The organism is Bradyrhizobium sp. CB1015 (assembly GCF_025200925.1).
Classification (GTDB): domain Bacteria; phylum Pseudomonadota; class Alphaproteobacteria; order Rhizobiales; family Xanthobacteraceae; genus Bradyrhizobium.
The window spans coordinates 6,646,899-6,671,704 of sequence record NZ_CP104174.1; the positions used below are offsets into that span (position 1 = coordinate 6,646,899).

Sequence of the window (24,806 nt, forward strand, 5' to 3'; positions counted from 1 at the left end):
GCCTGGGGCTCGTATTTCAATGCCTGTTGCCGATTTGAAGTCTCGTCTTGCTGCCGCGATCCGATTGTTTCGCGTTCCCGCCGACAATCCGGACCTGACGCGCGCGCAGTTCGACGCCTTTTCCAAGCAGATCCCGCTGCTTTACTTCATCCTCATCAGCAACACGATTGCGGTCGCCTACACCTATGTGAACGTGGCGCCGGACTGGCTGACGATGATCGTGCCGGCCGTGCTGACGGTGCTCGCAGGCTTGCGGACCTTCTGGTGGCTACGCCAGCGCCGGCTCGTGCGCAGCGATGCCGACATCCTGCGCAATCTGCGCGCCACCAACTGGCTGACCCTACCGATCGGTGCCGGCTTCACCGCCTGGTCCTTTGCGCTCTACCCCTACGGCGATCCCTTCGCCAAGAGCCAGGTCGCGTTCTACATGGCGGTCACCGTGATCGGCTGCATCTTCTCGCTGATGCATCTGCGCTCGGCGGCGCTGATCGTGACGCTGATCGTCGACGTGCCCTATGTGCTGTTCTTCTTCGCCACGGGCGAACCGACGCTGAAGGCGATCGCGGTCAACAACCTCCTGGTTTCCGGCGCGATGGTGACGGTGCTGTTCATCTACTACCGCGACTTCGCCGATCTCGTCGCCAGCCGCAAGTCGCTGCTCGCACAACAGGCGGCGACGCAGGCGCTCTCTGACGAGAACTTCCGCCTTGCCAATCTCGATTCCCTCACCGAGCTGCCGAACCGCCGCCGCTTCTTCGCCGAGCTGTCGAGCGCCTTCACCGATGCCGAACGCAGGAAAGTTCGGGTCGCAGTCGGTATCATCGATCTCGACGGATTCAAGCCGATCAACGACAATTACGGCCACTCGGTCGGCGACCGCGTCCTGATCGAGGCCGGCCGGCGCATCCGCGAGGTCTGCGAGGGTTTTGGTCCGCAGCGGGTCGAATTCGCCCGACTCGGCGGCGACGAGTTCGGCCTCGTCGTTTGCGGCGACCCCGATGATGCGGATCTGCTACGGCTCGGCCAACGCATCGGCGACCAGGTCAAGCTCCCCTACCAGCTCGACACTGCCCATACCGGGCTGTCCTGCTCGATCGGCTTTGCGTCGTTTCCGCAATCGGCAATGACTGCGGAAGCACTCTATGAATGTGCCGACTATTCGCTTTATCATGCCAAGCGCCATCTGCGCGGCCGCACCGTGATCTTCTCGAGCGAGCTCGAGGCCGAGATCCGCAGTCGCGGAGTCATCGAGAATCTGCTGCGCACCGCTGATTTCGGCACCGAGATGGGCCTGGTGTTCCAGCCGATCGTCGATGCCATGAGCGAGCAAACCGCCGGCTTCGAGGTCCTGGCGCGCTGGCACAGCGCCCGCCTCGGCCTGGTCTCTCCGGCCGATTTCATTCCGGCCGCCGAGCGCATCGGCCTGATCCGGCCGCTGACGCAAGCGCTGCTGGTGCGCGCACTCGCCATCGCCAGGACATGGCCCGATCACATCCGTCTGTCGTTCAACCTCTCCGCTCACGATGTCTGCGCGGCAGAGGGCATCTTGCCACTGATCGCCATCATCGAGAAGAGCGGGCTGCCGCCGCACCGGATCGATTTCGAGATCACCGAGACCGCCGTCACCTTCGACTTCGTCCGCGCGCAGCAATCGATCGCAACGCTGAAGGCAATGGGCTGCGGCATTTCGCTGGACGATTTCGGCACCGGCTATTCGTCGCTGAGCCACGTGCACCGGCTGCCGCTCGACAAGATCAAGATCGACCGCAGCTTCGTTTCCGACATCAACGAGAATCCCGTCAGCCACAAGATCATCAAATCGCTCACCGGCCTTTGCGACGACATGGAGATCGCCTGCGTCGTCGAGGGCGTCGAGACGCGTGCTCAGCTCGACACCTTGCGCCGCCTGGGATGCGACTTCATCCAGGGCTATTATTTCGCCAAACCCATGCCGGCCGATGCGATTGGCGACCATCTGGCGAAGGAGAGCCGGCGCCTCGACGGCACCGGGACCAAGGTCGTGGCCTGAGCCTCGTCTACTTCGCCAGGCTCGGCAGATCGAGCCCCTTGTCGCGGGCGCACTCGATCGCGATGTCGTAGCCGGCATCGGCATGGCGCATGACGCCGCTGGCGGGATCGTTCCAGAGCACGCGCTCGATCCGCTTCGCAGCCTCGGGCGTTCCGTCGGCGACGATCACCATGCCGGCATGCTGCGAATAGCCGATGCCGACGCCGCCGCCATGATGCAGCGACACCCAGGTCGCCCCGCTGGCGCAATTGAGCAGCGCATTGAGCAGCGGCCAATCGGACACCGCATCCGATCCATCCTTCATCGCCTCGGTCTCGCGGTTGGGGCTCGCCACCGAGCCGCTGTCGAGATGATCCCGGCCGATCACGATCGGCGCTTTCAACTCGCCGCGCGCCACCATCTCGTTGAAGGCAAGGCCGAGGCGATGACGATCGCCGAGGCCGACCCAGCAGATGCGTGCCGGCAGGCCCTGGAACTTGATGCGCGCCTTCGCCATGTCGAGCCAATTGTGCAGATGCTTGTCGTCAGGCATCAGCTCCTTGACCTTGGCATCGGTCTTGAAGATGTCCTCGGGATCGCCCGACAGCGCGGCCCAGCGGAACGGTCCGATGCCGCGGCAGAACAGGGGGCGGATATAGGCGGGCACGAAGCCGGGGAAATCGAACGCGTTCTTCAGGCCCATGTCCTGCGCCATCTGGCGGATGTTGTTGCCGTAGTCGAGCGTCGGAATGCCCTGGGCATGGAAGTCCAGCATGGCCTGGACATGCTCGACCATCGACGTCTTCGAGGCGCGCTCCACCGCCTTCGGATCCGACGCGCGCTTGGCTTCCCATTCCGCGAGCGTCCAGCCCTTCGGCAAGTAGCCGTTGATCGGATCATGCGCGCTGGTCTGGTCGGTGACGATATCAGGCTTGACCCCGCGGCGGACCAGCTCGGGGAAGATCTCCGCGGCGTTGCCGAGCAGGCCGACCGAGACCGCCTTCTTCGTCTTCGCGGCGTCCGCCATGATCGCGAGCGCTTCGTCGAGCGTTGCGGCCTGCCGGTCGAGATAGCCGGTCCGCAGGCGCATCTCGATGCGGCTCGGCTGGCATTCGACCGCAAGCATCGAAGCGCCGGCCATGGTCGCAGCCAGCGGCTGCGCACCGCCCATGCCACCGAGGCCGGCGGTCAGTATCCACTTTCCGGCGAGGCTGCCGCCGTAATGGCGCCGGCCGACCTCGACGAAGGTTTCATAGGTGCCCTGCACGATGCCCTGGCTGCCGATATAGATCCAAGAGCCCGCCGTCATCTGGCCGTACATCATCAGGCCCTGGCGATCGAGCTCGTTGAAATGATCGAGCGTCGCCCAATGCGGCACGATGTTGGAATTCGCGATCAGCACGCGCGGCGCGTCGGCATGGGTCCGGAACACGCCGACCGGCTTGCCGGACTGGACCAGCAGCGTCTGGTCGGCTTCGAGCTTGCGCAAGGCCGCAACGATCCGGTCAAAACTCTCCCAGTCGCGCGCGGCGCGGCCGATGCCGCCATAGACGACGAGCTCGCTCGGGCGCTCCGCAACGTCAGGGTCGAGATTGTTCATCAGCATGCGCAGCGGCGCTTCCGTGAGCCAGCTCTTGGCGCTGATGTCGCTGCCGCGGGGAGCGCGGATGGTGCGGTCATTGTCCAGTCGGCGGTTCATATGGGCCTCTTCAGACGAGTCGCGGAAACGGATCGGTGGGAAGCTGGGCGAGCGCGGCAGCTGGAAGCGCATCGGCCTCGATCAATGCAGCGGCCTTGGCGAGGTCGCCGGCCATGTAGCGATCGGCGCCGAGCGCGGGCACCTGCTCACGCAACGCGGCAATGACGGCGACCAGCGGCGCGCTGGTCGCTTGCGGCGCACGCAGCGTGATACCTTGTGCGGCGACCAGAAGCTCGATGCCGAGGATGGCGGCGAGATTGTCGGCCATGTCGGACAGGCGCCGCGCGGCATGCGCAGCCATCGAGACATGGTCTTCCTGGTTGGCGCTGGTCGGCGTCGAGTCGATCGAGCAGGCGAGCGCACGCTGCTTGTTCTCGGCATAAAGCGCGGCAGCCGTCACCTCGGCGATCATGAAGCCGGAATTGATGCCGGGATCGGGCGTGAGGAACGGCGGCAGGCCGAAATTGAGCGCGGGATCGACCAGGGTCGCGATGCGCCGCTCGCTGATCGCCCCGATCTCCGACAGCGCCAGTGCGAGTGCGTCGGCGGCGAAGGCGACCGGCTCGGCGTGGAAATTGCCGCCGGAGACGATCTCCCCGGTCTCGACCAGCACCAGCGGGTTGTCGGTGACGGCATTGGCCTCGACGATCAGCGTGCGCGCCGCCTGCGTGATCAGATCGAGGGCTGCGCCTGCGACTTGCGGCTGGCAGCGCAGGCAATAGGGATCCTGCACGCGCTCGTCGCCCTCGAGATGGGACAGGCGGATGTCGCTGCCGTCGAGCAACGCGGTCAGCGTCGCGGCCGCCGCGATCTGGCCGGCATGGCCACGCAGCGCCTGGATTTCGGGGCGGAACGGCGCCGTCGAGGCCATTGCTGCATCCACCGACAGCGCACCGGTTACGAGTGCGGCGCGGGCGAGGCGGAATGCACGCAGCACGCCTGATAGGGCGTAGGCGGTCGAGAATTGCGTGCCGTTGATCAGCGCGAGGCCCTCTTTGGGGCCAAGCGTCAGCGGCGAGAGACCGGCGGCCTTGAGGGCTTCGGCGCCCGATACGATCTTCCCGCCAACGATCGCCTGCCCCTCGCCGATCATCACGGCCGTCATATGCGCAAGCGGGGCAAGATCGCCGGAGGCGCCTACGGAGCCCTGCTGTGGCACCAGCGGATAGACATCCCGCGCCAGCATGTCCTGCAGCTGCTCGATCACCTCGCGGCGCACGCCGGAGGCGCCGCGCCCGAGCGAGATGACCTTAAGCGCCATCATCAGGCGGACCGTCGGCTCGGGTGTCGCCGGGCCGACGCCGCAGCAATGCGAGACGATCAGGTTGCGCTGGAGCAGCGCGGTCTGATCGGGCGGGATGCGCTTCGACGCCAGCTTTCCGAAGCCGGTGTTGATGCCGTAGACCGGGACGTCAGCCTGCGCGGCCTGCGTCACGATCTGCGCAGCCACCTCGACCCGCGGCCAGAACGAGGGATCGAGCACGACGGGGGCGCCTTCGAGCACCCGCGCGAGATCGTCGAGGTTCACCGTTCCCGGCTTGACGACGATCGCCGTCTCCTGCTCCGTCATTGCCCCCTCCATACCCGCTTGTGCAGCGGATTGAAGCCGATGCGGTAGACCAGCTCGGCGGGCCGCTCGATTTCCCAGATCGCAAGGTCGCACCATTTGCCGACTTCCAGCGTGCCGGTCTCATTCAGGAGGCCGAGCGCCCGCGCGCCTTCACGGGTGACGCCGGCGAGGCACTCGGCCACGTTCATCCGGAACAATGTCGCGCCCATGTTCATCGCGAGCAGCAGCGAGGTCAATGGCGAGCTGCCGGGATTGCAGTCGGTCGCCAGCGCCATGGGAACGTTATGCTTGCGGAACGTCTCGACCGGCGGCTTCTGCGTCTCGCGAATGAAGTAGAACGCGCCGGGCAGCAGCACCGCCACCGTGCCGGCCCTCGCCATTGCGGCCGCACCGGCTTCGTCGGTGTGCTCGAGATGATCGGCCGAGAGCGCCGAGAATTTCGCGGCAAGCGCAGCGCCGCCGAGATTCGAGAGCTGGTCAGCATGGAGCTTGACCGGCAGTCCAAGTCCCCTCGCCGTTTCGAACACTCGCGCGGTCTGCTCGGCGGAGAATGCAATGCCCTCCATGAAAGCATCGACGGCATCGGCGAGACCCGCTCTTGCGACCGCCGGCAGCATCTCCTTGCAGACGAGATCAATGTAACCGTCCTTGTCGCCATCGGCCTCGACCGGCAGCGCATGCGCGCCCAAGAACGACGTGCGGATCGCAACCGGCCGCGCACGGCCGAGGCTGCGCGCCGCCGCAAGCTGTCGCATCTCGGTTTCGGTATCGAGGCCGTAGCCGGACTTGATCTCGACCGTGGTCGCGCCCTCAGCCGTCAACGCGTCGAGCCGCGGCAGCGCACTTGCGACGAGCTCGGCTTCGCTGGCCTTGCGCGTTGCCGCCACGGTCGAGACGATGCCGCCGCCGGCGCGCGCGATCTCCTCGTAGCTCGCCCCTTTCAGGCGCAGCTCGAATTCATGCGCGCGGTTGCCGCCATAGACCAGATGGGTATGGCAGTCGACGAGACCGGGCGTAATCCAGCGCCCCTCGCAATCGATCCGCTCGATCGCGTCCGCATCGACGGGAAAGTCCGCTGTCGCGCCCGCATAGGCGATGTGGCCGCCGCGTGCGGCGATGACACCATGCTCGATCTCGCCAAGATCGGGACGATCGGCCCGCATCGTCGCGAGGCGGGCATTGTGCCAGATCCGGTCGAAGCGCTCTGCCATGCGGGTATCCATTCGCCCTGGGGATGCTTGACTTATATGTCTAGACATATAATCGTAAGGCGGTTCTGTCCAGCCGGCGTGTAAATCATGACCCGACTGCATTTCGCTTCCGCGCTCCTGCCCTCGGGCTGGGCCAATGACGTGCAGGTGGTCGTCACCGCCGGCGCGATCGCGGAGGTGACGGCGGGTGTGCCGCCTGCCGCCGGCGACGAACGCCACGCCATCGCGCTTCCGGGACTTGCGAGCCTGCACAGCCACGCCTTCCAGCGCGGCATGGCGGGGCTTGCGGAACTGCGCGGCGACAGCACCGACACGTTCTGGACCTGGCGCGAGACGATGTATCGCTTTGCGCTGGCGATGACCCCGGACGACGTCGCGGCTGTTGCGACGCTGCTCTATGTCGAGATGCTGGAGCAGGGTTTTACCCGCGTTGGCGAATTCCACTATCTGCACCACGACCGCGACGGCTCGCCCTACGCTGATCCCGCCGAGATGGCCGCGCGGATTGCACAGGCCGCCGAAGCCTCCGGCATTGCACTGACGCTGCTGCCGAGTTTTTACGCGCATGGCTCTTTTGGAGGCGCAGCGCCGCATGCCGGGCAGCGTCGCTTCATCTGCTCGGTCGATCAGTTCGCCGCATTGATGGCGGCCTCGCGCAAGGCCATCGCGCAATTGCCGGGCGCCAATATCGGCATCGCGCCGCACAGTTTGCGTGCGGTGACGCCGGACGAGCTTGGCGCGGTCATTCCGATCGCCGAGGGCGGGCCGGTGCACATTCATGCTGCCGAACAGGTGAAGGAAGTCGAGGATTGCCTCGCCTGGTCGGGCCGGCGCCCGATACAATGGCTGCTGGAGCACGCGCCCGTCGATCAACGCTGGTGCCTTATTCACGCGACCCACATGACGAGTGAGGAAGTGACGGCGTTCGCCAAGACCGGCGCGGTCGCCGGCCTTTGCCCGATCACGGAGGCGAGCCTCGGCGACGGCATTTTTCCGGCGCGAGAGTTCCTCGATGCCGGCGGCCTGTTCGGCGTCGGTACCGATTCCAACGTGTTGATCGGCGCCGCCGACGAATTGCGCCAGCTCGAATACGGCCAGCGGCTCAAGCACCGCCAACGCAACATCCTTTCCGGCGGCGCAGGTCGCTCCACAGGACGCTCGCTGTTCGACGGAGCGCTCGCCGGCGGCGCGCGGGCGCTGGCCCAACCGTCCATCGGCCTTATGCAAGGCGCACGCGCCGACATCGTCACGCTCGACACGGCGCATCCTTCGCTGGCAGGACGCGCGCACGATGCCGTCATCGATGGCTGGATCTTCGCCGCAGGCAGCGGCGCGATCGACTGCGTCTGGGCCGGCGGCCGCAAGGTGGTCGAGGGCGGTCAGCATGGATTGCGCCAAGCCGCACGCGAACGCTTCAACGCGACAGTGCGGAGGCTCGTCGCATGAGCCTCGTCACCGATGCCGACAAGCCGACGCTCTACAAGCGCATCCGCGCCGATATCGAACAGCGCATCCTGACCGGCGAATGGCCGCCCGGGCACCGCATCCCCTTCGAGCACGAGCTGGTGGCGCGCTACGGCTGCTCGCGCATGACTGTGAACAAGGCACTGTCCGAGCTGGCGCAGGCCGATCTGATCGAGCGGCGCCGGCGCGCCGGCTCGTTCGTGCGCCGGCCGCAGCATCAGTCGGCGGTGCTCAAGATCGCCGACATCCGCGCCGAGATCACGGCGCTCGGACGCTCTTACGGCTACGAGCTGATCGGCCGCAAGCTGCGCGCGGCGACGGCTGCCGACCGCGACCGGCTCGGCGTGAAGAAGGCCGGCAAGGTGGTCGCGATCACCTGCCGGCATAGTGCCGACAATGTGCCCTTCGCAGTCGAGGACAGGCTGATCGATCTCTCGTCCGTGCCCAATGCTGCGACCGCGGATTTCTCGCGCGAGCCGCCCGGCTCCTGGCTGCTTCACCATGTCCCATGGACCGAGGCCGAGCATACGATCAGCGCCATCGTTGCGGACGACCGCACGGCGGAAGCGCTCGACATCGCCGTCGGCGCACCCTGCCTCGTGATCGACCGCTACACCTGGCGCAGCGCTCGCACCATCACCGCGGTGCGCCTGCTCTATCCCGGTGACTCTCACCGCCTTGTCGCCCGATTCAAGGGAGGCTGAGAGGACATGTCGGCACAATTCGTGCAACGCATCGGGCAACGGTCCAGGTGGGCCGAGAGTGACCAACAGGACGTCAAACCATCGATCGGCAAGAGGACGACAGACATGCGTAGTTCGAAAGTATTTGCGACAATCATTGCCCTTGCGGCGGCCACTCCCGCGCTCGCCGACGACGTCAAGGTCGGCGTCGGCATCTCCGGCTGGACCGGATTCGCGCCGCTGACGCTGGCGAAGGAGGCGGGCATCTTCAAGAAGAACGGCCTCGACGTCACCATCAAGAAGATCCCGCAGAAGGACCGCCATCTCGCCATCGCATCCGGCGACATCCAATGCGCGGCGACCACGGTCGAGACCTGGATCTCCTGGAATGCCAACGGCGTCGCCGCCAAGCAGATCTTCCAGCTCGACAAGAGCTACGGCGCCGACGGCATGGCGGTGCGCAACGACATCGCCGCGATCAAGGACCTGAAGGGCAAGACCGTCGCCGCCTCCGCGCCCGGCACCTCGCCCTACTTTGCGCTGGCCTGGATGCTGAAAAAGAACGGCCTCACCACCAAGGACGTCACGGTGGTCAACCTCGAGCCGGCTGCCGCCGCGCAGGCCTTCGTCTCCGGCCAGAACGATGCCGCGATGACCTATGAGCCCTATCTGTCGACGGTGCGTGCCGCGCCCGACAAGGGCAAGATCATCGCCACCACGCTCGACTACCCGATGGTCATGGACACGTTCGGCTGCACGCCGAAGTTCCTGACCGACAATCCCAAGGCCGCCAAGGCCCTCGCCGACAGCTACTTCGAGGCGCTCGAAATGATCGCCAAGGACCAGGCCAAGGCCTACGAGATCATGGGCGCCGACGTGAAGCAGACCGGCGAGCAGTTCGGCAACTCGGCGAAATATCTGCGCTGGCAGGACAAGGCCGCGAACCAGAAGTTCTTCGCCGGCGAGTTCCTGACCTTCAACAAGGAGGCCGCCGAGCTCCTGCTCGAGATCGGTATCATCAAGGCCGCGCCGAAGGTCGAGGACCTCTACGACGCGAGCTTCATCAAGTAACGTTCTCCAAGCTGCCGGCTCCGCCTCAGGCGGAGCCGGCGCACCATTCGGATACAGTTTGATGCGTCCTCTGGATCCCGTGACATCGAAGCAGCGTGCGGCGTATGGCCTGGCGTTCTTCGTACTGTTCGTCGCCCTCTGGTCGTGGGCGACGTTCGGCGGCCATGTATCGAAGACCTTCCTCGCCAATCCGCTCACCATGGTGCAGGAGGGCCTCGAGCTGCTCGCCGAGCACGGCTTCCTGTTCGACATCGGCATGACGATCTGGCGCGTCGTCGGCGGCTTTGCACTCGCGGCGATCATCGCGGTGCCGCTCGGCGTGCTGATGGGCGCGTACAAGCCGGTCGAAGCCTTCCTCGAACCGTTCGTCTCATTTGCACGCTATCTGCCCGCTTCCGCCTTCATCCCGCTCCTGATCCTGTGGGCCGGCATCGGCGAATTGCAGAAGCTGCTCGTCATCTTCATCGGTTCGGTGTTCCAGGTGATCCTGATGGTCGCGGTGACCGTCGGCGCCACACGGCGCGATCTGGTCGAGGCCGCCTACACGCTGGGCGCCAGCGACCGCGGCATCATCCGCCGCGTGCTGCTGCCCTCCTCCGCGCCGGAGATCGCAGAAATCCTGCGGCTGGTGCTGGGTTGGGCCTGGACCTACGTCATCGTCGCCGAGCTGATCGGCTCGTCCTCGGGCATTGGGCATATGATCACCGACAGCCAGGCGCTGCTCAACACCGGCCAGATCATCTTCGGCATCATCGTGATCGGATTGATCGGCCTGATCTCGGACTTCCTGTTCAAGGCGTTCAACGCCTGGCTGTTTCCCTGGAAGCTCGCATGACCATTCTCAAGATCGAACAGGTCTCGCGGACCTTCCCCGCGCGCCACGGCAACGCGCCGACGCGGGCACTGGAGCCGACCGACCTCACCATCGGCAACAACGACTTCGTCACCATCCTCGGCCCCTCCGGCTGCGGCAAGTCCACGCTGCTGCGCATCGTCGCCGGCCTCGACCGTCCAACCAGCGGCCGTGTCACGCTCGACGGACGCAAGGTAACCGGCCCGGGCGCCGATCGCGGCATGGTGTTCCAGTCCTACACGCTGTTCCCCTGGCTGACGGTGCGCGAGAACATCGCCTTCGGCCTGCGTGAGCGCGGCGTATCCGAGGCGGAGCGCCACAAGATCGCGGATGCCTTCATCCGCCAGGTCGGGTTGTCCGGCTTCGAGAACCATTGGCCGAAACAGCTCTCGGGCGGCATGCAGCAGCGTACCGCGATCGCGCGTGCGCTCGCCAATGACCCGAAGATTTTGTTGCTCGACGAGCCGTTCGGCGCGCTCGACAACCAGACCCGCGCCTTGATGCAGGAGATGCTGCTCGGGATCTGGGAACGCGACCAGAAGACGGTGCTGTTCGTGACTCACGACATCGAGGAAGCCATCTTCCTCGGCAGCCGCGTCATCGTCATGAGCGCACGCCCCGGCCGCATCAAAGCTGAAATCAATGTGGACCTGCCGCATCCCCGCTCCTACAAGATCAAGACCACACCGGAATTCGTCCAGCTGAAGGAACGGCTGGTCGAGGAGATCCGCACCGAGGCGCTGAAGGTTGCCGAACATGCCTGACGCCCGTGCCGACGGACATCGCGTTCTCGCCGACCTCCATGCACTGCGCGCCATCGGCGCCTACAAGACCGGCGTGCACAAGCCGACCTTCTCCGAGCCTCACAAGCTGTCGCTGGAGTGGTTGGTTCAGAAGCTGCCCGAGGCCGAGCTCTCGGCGACGATTGACGGCATCGGCATGTGTTCGGGACGAGCACGAAGGCCGGGCCGAAGCTGCTGGCGGGCTCGCACCTGGAAAGCCAGAACTATGCCGGCTGGCTCGATGGCCCGCTCGGCGTCGTCTATGCGCTCGAGGCCGCGCGCGTACTGAACGCCGACGCTTCCGTGAATGGCGCGGTCGAGGTTGCCGCCTGGTGCGACGAGGAGGGACATTTCGGTCATTTCCTCGGCTCGCGCTCCTATGTCGGACAGGTGACCGAGGCCGACATCGACGCTGCCCGCGACCGCACCAGCGGCCGCACCATGCGCGATGCCCTTGCCGACATGGGGCTCGCCGGGCGTCCGCGCATCACCGCCGAGCCGGGACGGCACGTCGGTTATCTCGAGGCGCATATCGAGCAGGGCGACACGCTCGAAAGCGGTCGCCTGGCGATCGGCGTCGTGACGTCCATCGTCGGCATCTGGCAATACCAAGTCAATTTTACCGGCGAGCAGAACCATGCCGGCACCACGCGCATGGCGGCGCGCAAGGATGCCGGCCTTGCGCTGGCAAAATTCTGCGTCGCGATCGACGAACGTTTCCCGACGGCCTGCGGCCCGCGCACGGTCTGGACCACCGGCCGCATCACGCTCGATCCGGGCGCGCCGAGCATCATTCCCGGTGGCGCAGAGATGCTGTTCCAGATCCGCGACGACGATCCGACCGTCATCGCGCGGCTGGAGCAATTGCTCCGGACCATGGCGGACGAGGCCAGTGCCAAAGGCCCCTGCACCGTCAGCGTGACGAAGCTGCGCACCGGCGCGCCCGCGATGATGAATGCGGGCTTTCAGGACGCGATCGAGGCCGCGAGCAAGGCCGTCGCCGGCGGTCGATCCATCCGCATGCCCAGCGGCGCCGGCCACGATGCGCAGATGCTGGCAACCGTCATGCCCGCCGGCATGCTGTTCGTGCCGTCGATCGGCGGCATCAGCCATCACTGGACCGAGAACACGGCGGATGCCGACATCGTCACCGGGGCAGAGGTGTTCGTCGAGGCGTGCCGGCGAATCCTCGGCGGCTAAAGGGAGATGCGGCTGCCGACCTGCGGCGGTCAGCCACGCGCGGCACAAGCGCTCGTGTCCCGGACAAGCTGCAATGCGCAAGCAATTGCGGCGCAGAGCCGGGACCCAGTCCGGTACCGGAGAACGCGGGGAGATGGGCCCCGGCTCTGCAGCGCACCGCAACGGACGATGCTTCGCATCGCCGGTGGCGCTGCGCTGCGTCCGGGGCACGATTGCGAGTTCGCCCGCTCTGTCCGCCCGTCATTGCGAGGAGCCCTTGCGACAAAGTAATCCAGAATCTAGCCGCAGAAAGATTCGGGAAACTGCTGCAATCGCGACAAGTTGCTTGCACAGGGCACGAGCTGCGACAATCTGAACGCAGTGCCGACACAAAGCTGCGGCATTTCTCCGCCTTTTTCCTCCGCCCCCGCCCTGCGCTTCCCCGGAGTTCCCATGTCTTCTGCCGACCGGCCGGCGACCCGCCTTGCCACCCGGCTTGCCTTCCTCGTCGCGGGCTTCGGCATCGCGTGCTGGGCACCGCTGGTGCCGTTCGCGAAGGCGCGGCTCGCCGTCGACGACGGGGTGCTCGGGCTGCTCCTGCTCAGCCTCGGCATCGGCTCGGTCGTCGCGATGCTGCTGACCGGCGTGCTCAGCGCGCGCTATGGCAGCAGGCCGATCATCGTCGCGGGCGGGCTCGGTCTGACGCTGGTGCTGCCGCTGCTCGCGATCGCAAGCTCGCCGCTGTCGCTGGCGCTGGCGCTGCTTGCGTTCGGCGCCGCGCTCGGCTCGATCGACGTTGCCATGAACATCCACGCCGTGGAGGTGGAGCGCGCCGCGGGCAGCCCGCTGATGTCCGGCTTCCACGCCCTGTTCAGCATCGGCGGCTTCGCCGGATCCGCGCTGACGACGGCGCTGCTCTCGCTGCAGCTCGGCGCGCTCGCCTGCACGCTGATCTGCTCCGTGCTGATGCTGATCGCGATGCTGGTGACCTGGCCGCGGCTGCTTCGATCGGTGCAGGTGCAGGAAGGCCCGTTGTTCGTGCTGCCGCACGGATCGGTGTTGCTGCTGGCGCTGCTCGGCGCCATCACCTTCCTGGTCGAAGGCGCAATGCTCGATTGGGGCGCGCTGCTCGTGATCGGCGCCGGGCTCGTCACCGAGGCGCAAGGTGGCGTCGGTTACATCGTGTTCTCGATCGCGATGACGATCGGCCGGCTCGGCGGCGACGCCGTCGTTGCACGCATCGGAGACCGCACGACATTGCTGTGGGGCAGCCTCATTGCGATCGCCGGATTCGTGGTGCTGCTCACCGCGCCGGTTGCAGCGGTCGCACTCGGCGGATTCCTGTTGATCGGGCTCGGCGCCTCGAACCTCGTGCCCGTGCTGTTCCGTCGGGCGGCACAACAAACGGTGATGCCCACGGGACTTGCGGTCGCGGCGATCGCGACGTCAGGCTACGCAGGCGTCCTGCTCGGCCCTGCCGGCGTCGGCTTCGTCGCACAGCTCGGCGGATTGCCGATGGCATTTTGGCTGCTGGCCGCGTTGATGGGTCTCGTCACTCTGTCGGCGCGGATCGTCACCGCGGATCAGCGCCGGACCTCGCATGTCGATGCGTGAGCGGACTAGCGTCGGATGTGACCGATGGAGAGATGGACCACCACAGCCCGGCGAACCACCTTCACCAGGCTAGCCCCCGACTGCCGTTGCGCGCCGCGGCAGCTTCCAGCCGGGCCGGATGAAGTGGCAGGTATAGCCATCCGGATATCGTTCGAGATAATCCTGATGCTCGGGCTCGGCTTCCCAGAACTCGCGCGCGGGCGCGACCTCGGTCACCACCTTGCCGGGCCACAGGCCGGACGCCTCGACGTCGGCAATGGTGTCTTCGGCAATCCGCTTCTGCTCCTCGCTGGTGTAGAAGATCGCCGAGCGGTAGCTCGTGCCGATATCGTTGCCCTGACGGTTGAGCGTGGTCGGATCATGGATCTGGAAGAAGAACTCCAGCATGGTCCGGAAGCTGGTCCTGGCCGGATCGAACACGATCTCGATCGCTTCGGCATGGCCATCATGATTGCGGTAGGTGGCGTTCTTGACGTGCCCACCGGTGTAGCCGACGCGGGTTGAGATCACGCCCGGCTGCTTGCGGATCAGATCCTGCATGCCCCAGAAGCAGCCGCCGGCCAAAACTGCGCGTTCCGTCGTCATGTGATGTGCTCCCAATGATCACCAAACAGCTTGTGCATCATATAGGCCTTCGGCCGCCCGGCCGAAAGCCGCGCCTTGACGCCCACCCGGTCGCCTGGACCGGATGGACCGGAAGCAGGCGCTCGCCCTAGACCAGCTTGGCGTCGAGGGTGATGGCGGCGTTGAGCACCTTGGACACCGGGCAGTTCTTCTCGGCTTCGCCGGCGATCCGGGCGAAGCCGGCATCGTCGAGACCAGGCACTTTCGCCCGCAGGGTCAGCGCGGATTTGCTGATCTTGAAACCCTTGCCTTCGGGCTCGAGCGTGACGGCGGCTTCGGTCGAGAGCTCGTCCGGCGTGAAACCCGCCATCTGTAGTCCGAAGGCAAGCGCCATGGTGAAGCAGCCGGCATGGGCTGCGGCGATCAACTCTTCGGGATTGGTACCCTTCTCGTTCTCGAAGCGGGTCTTGAACGAATAGGGCGTCCCGGCAAGCACGCCGGATTCGCTCGACAGGTGGCCCGTGCCATCGCGACCAGTGCCCTTCCAGACCGCTGTTGCCTTGCGGATCATCTCAGATCTCCTTGCTTGCCTAAACCGGATCGAACGCGCGGATCGGCGGCAGATTGCCGGTGAACTTCTCCACCTCGACGGTCGTCAACTGGCCGGTGCAGCCCTGCGCCAGGGACGAGGTGCCGACGTCGCGGGTCAGCACGTTCGGATTGCCGTGAACGCAGAGCGGCGTCTCGTCTTCGGGATCCATCGGATCGTACCACGCGCCGGTCGGAAGCTGAACCACGCTGGGCGCGATGCCGTCGGTGACGTGGACCGCGGCGAGGCACGCGCCGCGCTCGTTGAACAGACGGATGATGTCGCCGTCCTTGATGCCGCGCGCCTCCGCGTCGACCGGGTTCATGCGCGCGACCTCGCGGCCGCGATGCTTTGAGCCAAGCGAATGTCCGCCGAAATCGAGCTGGCTGTGCAGGCGCGTCACCGGCTGGTTGGCGACGAGGAAGCACGGCGCCCCTCGCTTGGGCATATCGGTCTTGTCGAGCCAGACCGGATGGCCCGGGCAATCCGCATCGCCGTGCGCTGCGATCTTCGCCGAGAAGATCTCGATCCGTCCGCTCGGCGTCGGCAAGGCGTGATTGACGGGATCCTCGCGGAAGCGGCGCAGCCGGCCGCCGTCGTCGGGCTGCTGCGGCACGATCAGGCTGCCGCGCGCCCAGAACTCGTCGAAATCAGGCGCCTCCAGGCCGCGCTTGGCCAGCGAGGCGCGGGTCGGCTCGTAAAGATGCTCCAGCCATTGCCGCGACGTGCGTCCCTCGGTGAAGGGCTCGCGCGCGCCGAGGCGTTCGGCGAGATCGGCAAAGATCTCGTAATCGTCGCGCGCCAGCCCGAACGGCTCGGCGATCCGGTGCATGGCGACCATCAGCGGATCGTTGGTGGAATAGCCGATGTCCTCGCGCTCCAGCGTCATCGTCGAAGGCAGCACGATATCGGCGTGGCGGGCGGTGGCGGTCCAGGCGAGCTCGTGCACGACCAGCGTGTCCACCTTCGCGAAGGCCTTGCGCAGGCGGTTGATGTCCTGATGGTGATGGAAGGGATTGCCGCCCGCCCAGTAGACCAGACGAATGTCCGGATAGGTGCGCGTCTCGCCGTTATAGCGATACGTGGTGCCGGGATCGAGCAGCATGTCGGCGATGCGCGCCACCGGAATGAAATCGGCAACGCCGTTGCGGCCCTGCCCCAGCGTCGGCCCCGGCACGTCGTTGACGCGGCGGCCGTAATAGCCGATCGCACCCAGCGAATAGGCATAGCCGCCGCCGGGCAGGCCGATCTGGCCGAGCGCCGCCGCCAGCACCATGCCCATCCACACCGGCTGCTCGCCATGCTCGGCGCGCTGCAGCGAATGGGAGACGGTGATGAGCGCGCGCTTTCCGGCAAGGCGCCGCGCCAGCTTGCGGATCGCATCCGCCTGGACGCCGCAGATCGCAGCAGCCCATTCGGCGTGCTTGGCTTGCCCGTCGCTCTCGCCATTGAGATAGCGCAGGAAGATCGGCCAGCCCTCGGTGTGGCGATCGAGGAAGGCCTGGTCGTGCAGGTTCTCGCCGACCAGCGTATGGACTATGCCGAGCATCAGGGCGGTGTCGGTGCCGGGCACGCAACTCATCCATTCGGCGCCGGCTTCGACCGGCAGATCGTCGCGCAGCGGACTGACCAGGATGAACTCGCAACCGCGCGCCCGCGCCGCCGCCATCGCGCCGCGCTCGACGTGCTTGCTGATCGAGCCGCCCGCCACCATGGAGTTCTTCAGCGCCATGCCGCCGAACGCCAGCACGATCTCCGTCTCGGTCGCAATCTGCTCCCAGGTGACGTTGCGCTTGGTGATGTCCTCGTAGCCGGCCAGGATCTGCGGCAGCAGCACCGAGGACGCACCGGACGAATAGGTGTTGACCGAGCGCACGTAGCCGCCCATCGCGATATTGAGGAAGCGATGCACCTGGCTCTGGGCGTGATGGAAGCGCCCGGCACTGGACCAGCCATAGGAGCCGCCGAACACGGCGCCGGGCCCGCGCGTGTCGCGGATGCGGCCGAGCTCGTCGCCGAGGAGATCGAGCGCCTTCTCCCAGCTGACGGAGACGAACTCGTCGCGGCCGCGCCGATCGTCGGGCCCCGGCCCGCGCTCGAGCCAGCCGCGGCGGATTGCCGGCTGGGCGATGCGCGCCTGGTGGCGGAGCGCGCCGGGAAAATTGTCGATGATGCCGTTCGGATCGGGATCGCCCGCATAGGCCCTGACCTCCAGCCCGGCCGCGCCCTGACGCGCGGAGAACACGCCCCAATGCGAGGTGTGCGGCTTGAAGCCGTCCGACAGGTCAAGACCGGGGTCGGGGAAGCCAATCGTATCGTCCATCTCTGATCCTTGTTCCGGCGGCGTCGGCAATGGGTGGTAATATACCGATCCGCTCCGGACGTCGTCGAGATCAGGGTTGACGGGAACGCCGACCTGCCCCGCGCAAAGCCAGCCTCAGGGCTGTTGACACTCCCGAGAGTCATCGAGCGCGTGATGGCGCCGACGCTGCATCATCCGCGGGCGCAGCAATCGACCAGCAGATTCCAAATCCGCTGCGTCTCTTCTCTCCTGTTCGCCTCCGACACGTTCTCCGCGCTCGACCGATCAAACGCGGCGATGGTGGGGGGTTGGCGAGGCACGATCCACCGCTCCGAAATCGGGTCGTACCATTTGCCGATATTCATCTCAGTCACGTCGGTCGACTCACAGATTGACAGGCTCGGGCGATGCGCCCCGCGCGGTCCTCATTGGAGCCCGTGTGGCGCGCCACCCGATTCACCAATCAGGAGATCGCACGATCGTTCCCGGCCCACTGCGTCAGCCTGGCCTGGCCGGATGCAGCGTGCGCGGATGCCGCTCGTGCAGCAATCGCGCCAGCTCCTCACGCTCGGTGTCGCGGCCCTTCATCGCGGTCTCGAACAGTGCCTCCTGGATGTCGCGAGGCATGTCGCCCCATACGTCCATCGCCGCACGTCCGAGCAGGCCCGCAAAATGATCCACTCCATCGCTCATTCGGCTCTCCCGATCTGCACACGGGAATGGAACAGCGGCGGCCGCTTCGCGTTCCACTGCTATCGCAGCGCCGCCACGATCGTCGCGAACCGGGCTCATCTCCGGCGCCGACAGGAACATCCGATCAGATGAACGGCTTGCCACCGGTGACGGGCAACGTCGCCCCCGATGTGTAGCTCGAAAGCGGATCGGCCAGCATGACATAGGCCGTCGCGAGCTCGGCCGGCTGGCCGGCGCGTTGCATCGGCACCTGCTTGCCGAAGTTCTTGACCCTTTCCTCCGACATGGTCGAGGGAATCAGCGGCGTCCAGATCGGCCCCGGAGCCACCGCATTGACCCGGATGCCCTTCTCGGCCAGCATCTGTGCAAGCCCGCCCGTGAAATTCTGGATGGCCCCCTTCGTCGTGGCGTAGGCCAGCAGGCTCGGGTTCGGCATGTCCGAATTCACCGAGGCCGTGTTGATGATCGCGGAGCCCGGCCGCATGTGGGGGACGGCAGCCTTGGCCAGATAGAACATGGCGTGGATGTTGATCTCGAACGTCCGCCGCCATTCGTCGTCGCTGATATCTGCGATGTCCTTGAACGTCGCCTGATGGGCGGCGTTGTTGACGAGGATGTCGATGCCGCCGAGCTGCTCGGCAGTGCGACGCACGATGGCGCGGCAATGCTCGGGATTGCTGATATCGCCCGGTATCAGGACGGCCTTGCGCCCCTCCCGCTCCACCAGCGCCTTGACCTCGGCCGCATCTTCGTCCTCGTTCAAATAGGAGATGACGATATCCGCGCCTTCCCGCGCATAGGCGATCGCCACCGCGCGGCCGATGCCGCTGTCGCCCCCCGTGATGATGGCCTTCCTTCCAGCAAGACGGCCGGCGCCCTTGTAGCTCTCCTCGCCGTGATCCGGGCGCGGCTGCATGGCCCGCGTCGAGCCGGGCATCGGCTGCTGCTGCGCAGGATAAGGCGGCTTTGGATAGTCGATCATGGACAACTCCCGGCGTTTGCTGCGCTAACGGAGCGCCGCCGAAAGTGTTCCTGCCGTTGTTCGGGTCGTAAACCGCAATGAGCTGGCCGCCGGCAAGCCCGGTTCCGCCGCCGCCACCACGGCCGCGCCTACGTGGCCTGCGCGTCCCTAACTCGACGCCACAACGGCTGCATCCGCTTTGGGGCTCAGGCGTGCACGACGTCTGCCGTCGTCGGCTGCCGCAATCTGCACCTCCACGTCCCTCGGCTTCGCCAGATAGGGCGCGGACGTGACCAGGACATCGGCGCCGGCTGCCGCATAGGCCGCGGCATTTGCCGCGTTGACGCCGCCGGCGGCGGCGATGATCGGACGAGCGCTTGTATAGGCCATCGATGCCATGCGCTTGACCAGTGCGGCTATCTCGGCTGGCGAGAACTTCTCGGCCTGGATCACGTCGAAACCGGCGACGGCCGCGGCAAGTGCGGCATCGGCGGTCTTCACCTCGATCACGAGCTTCTTCTCCGGCGCGGCCCGGCGCAGTCGCTCGACCGCCTGAAACAGCGGCAACTCGCCGAGAAAGGCGCGGTGCTCAGGAAACACCAGCACGGTCTCGGACAGGCCGAGCCGGTGCATCACGGCGTCACCCGCCTTCACGGCCGCCACCGCAAAGCGCTTGGTGCCCGGCACGTTCTTGCGCGTGCAGGCGACCGGGATATCCGGTACGACCGCCCGCGCCGCATCGACGATGGCGCGGGTCTCGCTGGCCACGCCCGACCAGATCTCGACCAAGGTCTGGGCCACCTTCCAGCTCCGCAGCAGGCCCGCGGCCGGGCCGCGCGCCTGGAGGATCGGGGCGCCCTGCTCCAGCATCGCGCCGGATGCGGCGAACAGCTCCACCTCGCAGCCGGCGAGCGTGACGATCTCGGCGGCATCCTCGGCGAGCGCCAGCACCATCGGCGCGCGCGCGGTGAATTGCATGACGCCGACGGCGGCGCCGATCCCGAGTGCCTCGGTGGTGAGATCGCCGTAAGGGACGTCGTCCTCCAGCAGGCGTTCGAGCTCGGCGCGCGATGCGACCTTTGCCATGTCGTGCTTTCCTTCATTGGCGTCGGCTTGCCGACGACATTGTCGGACATCCGACACGGATCACCGGCCCCGCCGCCGCAAGCGGCGGGAAGCCCCCGCTTTTGCCGCTATTCCTGCAAGGCGCGCACCAGCCTGCGCCCGCTCATCCGGCACACCGCTTGCTGAGACCCCTGTGGCCGGCGCTTGCAGCAATCGGGCTGCTCCAAAAGCAATTGCCGTCCGCTGGAGTTCATCATGAAGCTGCTTCGCTCGATCACCCTTACCGCAGGATTGTTGCTCGCATGCGCATCTGCGCAGGCCGCGCAGACCAACGTTGCCGTCGCCGCCAATTTCACCGACGCCGCCAAGGAGATCGCCGCCGCCTTCAAGCAGAAGACCGGACACGAATCGCGCTCAACTTGTCGGCATTGCTGCAAAAAGATTCCGTCGCACTTGCACGCTTTGTCATCCAATTCGCGGAATTTACCGTCCAGGAGGGGGACACGCTCGGAATCGAAATCGCCGCATTGATCCAGCGCAAATCCGCGAAGTTTTTTCCGGGACAGGCTGCCGATTCCCGATCACACGTGCTGCCCTCCGTTGATCGGTACTTCCGCACCTGTGACGTAGCTGGCCGCGTCCGAGCATAGGAAGAAGATGACCTTCGCGACCTCGTCCGGCGTGCCCACGCGATGCAACGGGATGATCGGCGCAAGTTGAGCCTCGGTCTCCGGCGACAGGATGTCGGTCTTGATCTCGCCGGGCGCGATCGCATTGACGCGAATTCCGAACGGCGCGTAATCGTGTGCCATCTCGCGGGTCAGGCACGCGAGCGCGGCCTTCGACGTCGCGTAGGCCGTGCCGGCGAAGGGATGCACCCGGGAGCCGACGATCGAGGTGACATTCACGATCGAGCCGGCGGCCCGCTTCAATTCATCGACCAGGCCCTGCGCGAACATCACCGGCGCGAGCAGGTTGACGTGGAACACGCTCATCCAGGTTTCGACCGGCGTCGTCAGCGAGTTCAGCCGGGTGCCGTCAGCCGCCTTGGGCGAAATGCCGGCATTGTTGATCAGTGCATGCAGCGGTCCGCCGTCGAGCCGCTCCTTGATCTCGGCGAGGGCGCGTGGCAGCGCGCGGTGGTCGCTCAATTCGACCTGCACATGGTTGTCCGCCCCGGAATCCCAGGGACATCGGCCGGTGTCGAAGGGCTGCCGCGAGCAGGTGATGATCCGCCAGCCGGCTTCGGAAAACAGCCGTCCCGTCGCATGGCCGATACCTCGTGACGCGCCGGTCAGCACGAGCGTCTTCCGCTCGCCATGTTGCGCTCGCGACTTGTCGCCGTGAAACGGACACAACGCGGTGTCGGGTGCCGAATTGCCACCCGGCACACCATCGCGATCCAACAGATCGAGCGCCACCAAGCCTCCTCACCGCGTCCGATCGGACGCCAGACAATGACGATGCAGACAACTTTGCAGGAATTGGGCCACGCGCTCCGGTCCAATCGCTGCAATTTCCGCGGCCGAATGTCGAGTTCGCGACACGCTGCAAGGTTTGCAACACGCGCTCGTGCGCTTTCGAACCAAGCGGTGCCGCCCCGGTGCATTTCTGCTTTCTGAATGCCGGCCGACAGTTGAGCGCTGTTTTTCAATCGTTCCAAATGGCCCGGCTCTTGCTCTTCTCGTTTCGAGATTGATTGCGCCTTGCTGCACTTACTCCGCAAAAGTGGTTTTCAAATGCCCCAGCCGAACGACCATGGACTCTTTGCCGTTATCCTCGGCACCAACGAGATCGCATCTGCGATCGGCCTCCAGCTCGTGCGTGCCGACTATTGCGTGGTGATGTCACACGATCCGGATCCGCCGGTGATCCGGCGCAAGATGGCCTTTCACGACGCGCTCTTTACCGACACGGCGCGGCTCGAGGACGTCGTCGCCGAGCGCGTCGACGACGGTGTGCAGGTCTACCAGGCGCTCCGCCGGCCGGGCCGAATCCTGGTCACCTGGCTCGGCCTGCTCGACCTGCTTCCGGTCCGCCACATCGACCTTCTGATCGATGCGCGTCTGCAGAAGCGCCGGATCACACCCGACCTCAGGCGGCTGGCCCGACTCGCGATTGGACTGGGCCCCGGCTTCTCGTCGAGCTCCAATTGCGACGTCGCTGTGGAGACCCGGCCCGGCAAGATCGGGATCGTCACCGACACTCGCTGGACCGACGCCGGCGATGGCGTCGCAAGTTCACTGGGTGATGTCGGCGCAGAACGCTTCGTCTATTCGACGTTCGCGGGGCGCTGGCACACGCCGGTCGAGATCGGCACCCGCGTCTACCGAGACCTCGTGCTCGGCCATCTCTCCGGCGTTCCCGTGCTTGCGCCGCGCGATGGAATCCTGCGCGGCATCGTCCGCGACGGCAGCGAGGTTCCGGCCGGCGTCAAGCTGCTGGAGATCGATCCGCGCGGACGCGACGCCCAGTGGACCGGAACAGATCAGCGCGGGCGCGCCATTGCCAGCGCAACAGCCGCCGCGGTCAGGTTCCGGACCGCGCGGCGCATCACGCAGCGGAATCCGGCATGATCGTCTGCTCCTGCAACGTCATCAGCGATCACGACATCAGAGATGTCGCATCGTCCGGCGACGAGCTTTGCTCGGCCGCGCAGGTCTACGGCTGCTTGGGGTGCACCGTCAGGTGCGGGCTGTGCTCCCATTCCGTGCGGCGGATTCTCGAGGAACGATCGGCCCGCCGCGAACACCATGCGCGAGTGCCGGTGCGGTAGCTGTCCAACGAGGTGGGCGCACCGGGGCTCGCCAGCAGCTTGCGTGAGGCGGGTCGTGCCTACGGCCGACGCCTTCGTCAGCGCGGGACGACGGCCGTCGCTTCGATCTCGACACGCGAGGATGGCTCGACGAGACGCACGATCTGCACCAGCGCCATGCTGGGGTAATGGGTGCCAATGACCTCGCGATAAACTTTGCCGAGCGCTTTCAGGTTCGACACATATTCGTCCATGTCCACGACGTACCAAGTCAGGCGCACGAGATGGTCCGGCCGCGCGCCCCCCTCTGCCAGGATCGCGACGATGTTTTCGAGCGTCTGGCGGACCTGCGCAACGAGTCCGTCGGCAAATCGCCCGGCGACGTCCCAACCAACCACACCACCCGTCACGATGAGTCGTCCTTCAGCCATGACGCCGTTCGCATACCCTTTCGGCTGCGGCCAGCCACTGGGCTGAAGCAGTTGCAGACCACTCCTCGCGGCGACTTCCGGCTTTCTGATCGTACTCATGCGTGGTTCTCAATCCTCTCAGCGCGGCTTCAACAGCTCGCGGGCGACAATCAACTTCTGGACCTCGGTCGCGCCCTCGTAGATGCGCAGCGCCCGGATTTCGCGATACAGACTTTCAACGACCTCTCCCTTGCGCACGCCGCGGCCGCCGAACATCTGGACGGCCCGGTCGATGACGCGCTGCGCGGTCTCGGTGGCGGTCAGCTTCGCCATGGCAGCTTCGCGCGTCGTCGGAAGCTTCTGGACATCGCGGCGCCAGGCCGCGCGGTAGGTCAGCAGCGCCGCGGCATCGGTGTCGGTCGCCATGTCGCCGAGCGCGGCCTGGGTCAGTTGAAGATCCCCCAACGTTGCACCGAACATGTTTCGGCTGCGCGCATGCGACAATGCCTCGTCGAGCGCGCGACGGGCAAAGCCGAGGGCAGCGGCGGCGACCGATGCGCGGAATATATCCAGCGTCTGCATCGCGAGCTTGAACCCGCCGCCGGGCGCGCCGAGACGACGGCTGGCGGGAATCCGGCAATTGGTGAAGCGCAACGTCGCTAGCGGGTGCGGCGCGATGACGTCGATGCGCTCGGCAATGCCAAAACCGGGATCATCCGGAAAGACGACGAAGGCCGAAATGCCGCGGGCGCCCGGCGCCTCGCCCGTTCGCGCAAACAGCGTATAGACGTCGGCAATGCCGCCGTTCGAGATCCAGGTCTTCTCGCCGTCGATGACGTAGTCGTTGCCGTCGGCCCGCGCCGTGCAGGACATCGCCGCGACGTCCGATCCCGCCTCCTTCTCGGACAACGCGAAGGCCGCGAGCCATTCGCCGGAACGCACCTTCGGCAGCACGGCCTTGCGCAGCTCCGCCGAGCCACCCAGCGCAATCGCTCCGGAGCCAAGCCCCTGCATAGCGAAAGCGAAATCGGCGAGGCCGTCGGCATAGGCCAGCGACTCGCGCGACAGGCAGATCGAGCGGGAATCGATCGACGTCGCATCGCCGTCGGGCGCCGCGACCGCGCAATCGAGCAACCCCGCCTCGCCCATCGCGCGCACAAGCTTGCGACAGGCACCATCCACATCATTGTGATCGATCTTGTCGAGGGCACCCGACTGCACGAAGCGGTCGAGCGCCTCGCCGATCGCATGATGGTGGGGCTCGAAGAACGGCCAGTCCAGCCATTCGCGCTGGATCATCTTGACCACGGAGTTCATCCGATCCCTCCTTCAC

At 66.1% G+C, this 24,806-nt stretch carries 21 protein-coding genes and 2 pseudogenes; 10 read left to right on the plus strand and 13 right to left on the minus strand.

The features are described from left to right. The first annotated feature begins 19 nt into the window (after nucleotides 1–19). Entirely contained in the window at nucleotides 20–2,029 is a 2,010-nt protein-coding gene (locus N2604_RS31215) for a bifunctional diguanylate cyclase/phosphodiesterase (RefSeq protein ID WP_260371848.1), read from the plus strand. A gap of 7 nt (nucleotides 2,030–2,036) precedes the next feature. On the opposite strand, the gene hutU is transcribed toward N2604_RS31215, so the two are convergent. The 3 genes from hutU to hutI are packed head-to-tail and all read right to left on the minus strand — an operon-like array spanning nucleotide 2,037 to nucleotide 6,488. Then, nucleotides 2,037–3,707, minus strand: coding sequence for a urocanate hydratase (gene hutU, locus N2604_RS31220; RefSeq protein WP_260371849.1), 1,671 nt, complete (start codon nucleotides 3,705–3,707; stop codon nucleotides 2,037–2,039). Between the two features lie 10 nt (nucleotides 3,708–3,717). After that, entirely contained in the window at nucleotides 3,718–5,277 is a 1,560-nt protein-coding gene (gene hutH / locus N2604_RS31225) for a histidine ammonia-lyase (protein WP_260371850.1), read from the minus strand. After that, entirely contained in the window at nucleotides 5,274–6,488 is a 1,215-nt protein-coding gene (gene hutI, locus N2604_RS31230) for an imidazolonepropionase (protein ID WP_260371851.1), read from the minus strand. Before hutI ends, hutH begins: the two co-directional genes overlap by 4 nt. Before the next feature lie 87 nt (nucleotides 6,489–6,575). Here hutI and N2604_RS31235 point away from each other — a divergent pair, with 87 nt between their 5' ends. The 7 genes and pseudogenes from N2604_RS31235 to N2604_RS31265 all read left to right on the plus strand — a co-directional run bounded on the left by N2604_RS31235 (nucleotide 6,576) and on the right by N2604_RS31265 (nucleotide 14,134). Further along, the gene (locus tag N2604_RS31235) at nucleotides 6,576–7,934 is read left to right on the plus strand and encodes a formimidoylglutamate deiminase (RefSeq protein ID WP_260371852.1); all 1,359 of its coding nucleotides are present in this window, start codon (nucleotides 6,576–6,578) and stop codon (nucleotides 7,932–7,934) included. Next, nucleotides 7,931–8,656, plus strand: coding sequence for a histidine utilization repressor (gene hutC, locus N2604_RS31240; RefSeq protein WP_260371853.1), 726 nt, complete (start codon nucleotides 7,931–7,933; stop codon nucleotides 8,654–8,656). Before N2604_RS31235 ends, hutC begins: the two co-directional genes overlap by 4 nt. A 105-nt stretch (nucleotides 8,657–8,761) precedes the next feature. Further along, nucleotides 8,762–9,706: an ABC transporter substrate-binding protein gene (locus N2604_RS31245; RefSeq protein ID WP_260371854.1), complete on the plus strand. Its 945-nt coding sequence runs from the start codon at nucleotides 8,762–8,764 to the stop codon at nucleotides 9,704–9,706. Nucleotides 9,707–9,767: 61 nt separating this feature from the next. Then, nucleotides 9,768–10,541, plus strand: coding sequence for an ABC transporter permease (locus N2604_RS31250; protein WP_260371855.1), 774 nt, complete (start codon nucleotides 9,768–9,770; stop codon nucleotides 10,539–10,541). Further along, on the plus strand, nucleotides 10,538–11,323 hold the full coding sequence (locus tag N2604_RS31255; protein ID WP_260371856.1) for an ABC transporter ATP-binding protein: 786 nt from the start codon (nucleotides 10,538–10,540) through the stop codon (nucleotides 11,321–11,323). The genes N2604_RS31250 and N2604_RS31255 overlap by 4 nt, the downstream gene beginning before the upstream one ends. Continuing rightward, a pseudogene (locus N2604_RS31260) lies at nucleotides 11,316–12,541 on the plus strand (Zn-dependent hydrolase). The gene N2604_RS31255 and the pseudogene N2604_RS31260 overlap by 8 nt, the downstream one beginning before the upstream one ends. A gap of 432 nt (nucleotides 12,542–12,973) precedes the next feature. Then, entirely contained in the window at nucleotides 12,974–14,134 is a 1,161-nt protein-coding gene (locus N2604_RS31265; RefSeq protein ID WP_260371857.1) for an MFS transporter, read from the plus strand. A 69-nt stretch (nucleotides 14,135–14,203) separates the two neighbouring features. Here N2604_RS31265 and msrA read toward each other — a convergent pair whose 3' ends face one another. The 7 genes from msrA to modD all read right to left on the minus strand — a co-directional run bounded on the left by msrA (nucleotide 14,204) and on the right by modD (nucleotide 20,329). After that, nucleotides 14,204–14,719, minus strand: coding sequence for a peptide-methionine (S)-S-oxide reductase MsrA (msrA, locus tag N2604_RS31270; protein ID WP_260371858.1), 516 nt, complete (start codon nucleotides 14,717–14,719; stop codon nucleotides 14,204–14,206). 127 nt (nucleotides 14,720–14,846) lie between these two features. Beyond that, nucleotides 14,847–15,269, minus strand: coding sequence for an OsmC family protein (locus N2604_RS31275; protein WP_260371859.1), 423 nt, complete (start codon nucleotides 15,267–15,269; stop codon nucleotides 14,847–14,849). 19 nt (nucleotides 15,270–15,288) lie between these two features. Continuing rightward, the gene (locus N2604_RS31280) at nucleotides 15,289–17,610 is read right to left on the minus strand and encodes a molybdopterin guanine dinucleotide-containing S/N-oxide reductase (protein WP_260371860.1); all 2,322 of its coding nucleotides are present in this window, start codon (nucleotides 17,608–17,610) and stop codon (nucleotides 15,289–15,291) included. Nucleotides 17,611–17,780: 170 nt separating this feature from the next. Then, entirely contained in the window at nucleotides 17,781–17,954 is a 174-nt protein-coding gene (locus N2604_RS31285) for a hypothetical protein (protein WP_260371861.1), read from the minus strand. Nucleotides 17,955–18,087: 133 nt separating this feature from the next. Further along, complete coding sequence (locus N2604_RS31290) at nucleotides 18,088–18,282, minus strand: hypothetical protein (protein ID WP_197949639.1); 195 nt, start codon at nucleotides 18,280–18,282, stop codon at nucleotides 18,088–18,090. Between the two features lie 124 nt (nucleotides 18,283–18,406). Beyond that, nucleotides 18,407–19,264, minus strand: a complete 858-nt coding sequence (locus N2604_RS31295; RefSeq protein WP_260371862.1) for a glucose 1-dehydrogenase — start codon at nucleotides 19,262–19,264, stop codon at nucleotides 18,407–18,409. Between the two features lie 147 nt (nucleotides 19,265–19,411). Continuing rightward, nucleotides 19,412–20,329, minus strand: a complete 918-nt coding sequence (gene modD, locus N2604_RS31300; RefSeq protein ID WP_260371863.1) for a ModD protein — start codon at nucleotides 20,327–20,329, stop codon at nucleotides 19,412–19,414. 234 nt (nucleotides 20,330–20,563) lie between these two features. Between modD and N2604_RS31305 the strand changes: the two are divergent. Continuing rightward, nucleotides 20,564–20,716: pseudogene (locus N2604_RS31305) on the plus strand (molybdate ABC transporter substrate-binding protein); the annotation flags it as partial. A gap of 173 nt (nucleotides 20,717–20,889) precedes the next feature. On the opposite strand, the gene N2604_RS31310 reads toward N2604_RS31305, so the two are convergent. Then, the gene (locus N2604_RS31310; protein WP_409241656.1) at nucleotides 20,890–21,729 is read right to left on the minus strand and encodes an SDR family NAD(P)-dependent oxidoreductase; all 840 of its coding nucleotides are present in this window, start codon (nucleotides 21,727–21,729) and stop codon (nucleotides 20,890–20,892) included. 318 nt (nucleotides 21,730–22,047) lie between these two features. On the opposite strand from N2604_RS31310, the gene N2604_RS31315 reads away from it, so the two are divergent. Continuing rightward, nucleotides 22,048–22,884, plus strand: coding sequence for a xanthine dehydrogenase (locus tag N2604_RS31315; RefSeq protein ID WP_260371864.1), 837 nt, complete (start codon nucleotides 22,048–22,050; stop codon nucleotides 22,882–22,884). Nucleotides 22,885–23,161: 277 nt separating this feature from the next. On the opposite strand, the gene N2604_RS31325 is transcribed toward N2604_RS31315, so the two are convergent. After that, nucleotides 23,162–23,593 (minus strand): RidA family protein, encoded by a 432-nt coding sequence (locus tag N2604_RS31325; protein ID WP_260371865.1) that lies wholly within the window; start codon nucleotides 23,591–23,593, stop codon nucleotides 23,162–23,164. Between the two features lie 18 nt (nucleotides 23,594–23,611). Then, complete coding sequence (locus N2604_RS31330; protein ID WP_260371866.1) at nucleotides 23,612–24,790, minus strand: acyl-CoA dehydrogenase family protein; 1,179 nt, start codon at nucleotides 24,788–24,790, stop codon at nucleotides 23,612–23,614. Nucleotides 24,791–24,806 lie beyond the last annotated feature (16 nt).

Excerpts from the sequence above, each read along its gene's own strand:
- N2604_RS31215 (WP_260371848.1), top strand. The coding sequence starts at position 20 with ATGCCTGTTGCCGATTTGAAGTCTCGTCTTGCTGCCGCGATCCGATTG.
- N2604_RS31315 (WP_260371864.1), top strand. The coding sequence starts at position 22,048 with ATGCCCCAGCCGAACGACCATGGACTCTTTGCCGTTATCCTCGGCACC.
- msrA (WP_260371858.1), bottom strand. The coding sequence starts at position 14,719 with ATGACGACGGAACGCGCAGTTTTGGCCGGCGGCTGCTTCTGGGGCATG.
- hutU (WP_260371849.1), bottom strand. The coding sequence starts at position 3,707 with ATGAACCGCCGACTGGACAATGACCGCACCATCCGCGCTCCCCGCGGC.
- N2604_RS31255 (WP_260371856.1), top strand. The coding sequence starts at position 10,538 with ATGACCATTCTCAAGATCGAACAGGTCTCGCGGACCTTCCCCGCGCGC.
- N2604_RS31325 (WP_260371865.1), bottom strand. The coding sequence starts at position 23,593 with ATGAGTACGATCAGAAAGCCGGAAGTCGCCGCGAGGAGTGGTCTGCAA.
- N2604_RS31295 (WP_260371862.1), bottom strand. The coding sequence starts at position 19,264 with ATGATCGACTATCCAAAGCCGCCTTATCCTGCGCAGCAGCAGCCGATG.
- hutH (WP_260371850.1), bottom strand. The coding sequence starts at position 5,277 with ATGACGGAGCAGGAGACGGCGATCGTCGTCAAGCCGGGAACGGTGAAC.
- N2604_RS31275 (WP_260371859.1), bottom strand. The coding sequence starts at position 15,269 with ATGATCCGCAAGGCAACAGCGGTCTGGAAGGGCACTGGTCGCGATGGC.
- N2604_RS31330 (WP_260371866.1), bottom strand. The coding sequence starts at position 24,790 with ATGAACTCCGTGGTCAAGATGATCCAGCGCGAATGGCTGGACTGGCCG.
- N2604_RS31290 (WP_197949639.1), bottom strand. The coding sequence starts at position 18,282 with ATGAGCGATGGAGTGGATCATTTTGCGGGCCTGCTCGGACGTGCGGCG.
- N2604_RS31280 (WP_260371860.1), bottom strand. The coding sequence starts at position 17,610 with ATGGACGATACGATTGGCTTCCCCGACCCCGGTCTTGACCTGTCGGAC.
- N2604_RS31235 (WP_260371852.1), top strand. The coding sequence starts at position 6,576 with ATGACCCGACTGCATTTCGCTTCCGCGCTCCTGCCCTCGGGCTGGGCC.
- hutI (WP_260371851.1), bottom strand. The coding sequence starts at position 6,488 with ATGGCAGAGCGCTTCGACCGGATCTGGCACAATGCCCGCCTCGCGACG.
- modD (WP_260371863.1), bottom strand. The coding sequence starts at position 20,329 with ATGGCAAAGGTCGCATCGCGCGCCGAGCTCGAACGCCTGCTGGAGGAC.
- N2604_RS31265 (WP_260371857.1), top strand. The coding sequence starts at position 12,974 with ATGTCTTCTGCCGACCGGCCGGCGACCCGCCTTGCCACCCGGCTTGCC.
- N2604_RS31285 (WP_260371861.1), bottom strand. The coding sequence starts at position 17,954 with ATGAATATCGGCAAATGGTACGACCCGATTTCGGAGCGGTGGATCGTG.
- N2604_RS31245 (WP_260371854.1), top strand. The coding sequence starts at position 8,762 with ATGCGTAGTTCGAAAGTATTTGCGACAATCATTGCCCTTGCGGCGGCC.
- hutC (WP_260371853.1), top strand. The coding sequence starts at position 7,931 with ATGAGCCTCGTCACCGATGCCGACAAGCCGACGCTCTACAAGCGCATC.
- N2604_RS31250 (WP_260371855.1), top strand. The coding sequence starts at position 9,768 with ATGCGTCCTCTGGATCCCGTGACATCGAAGCAGCGTGCGGCGTATGGC.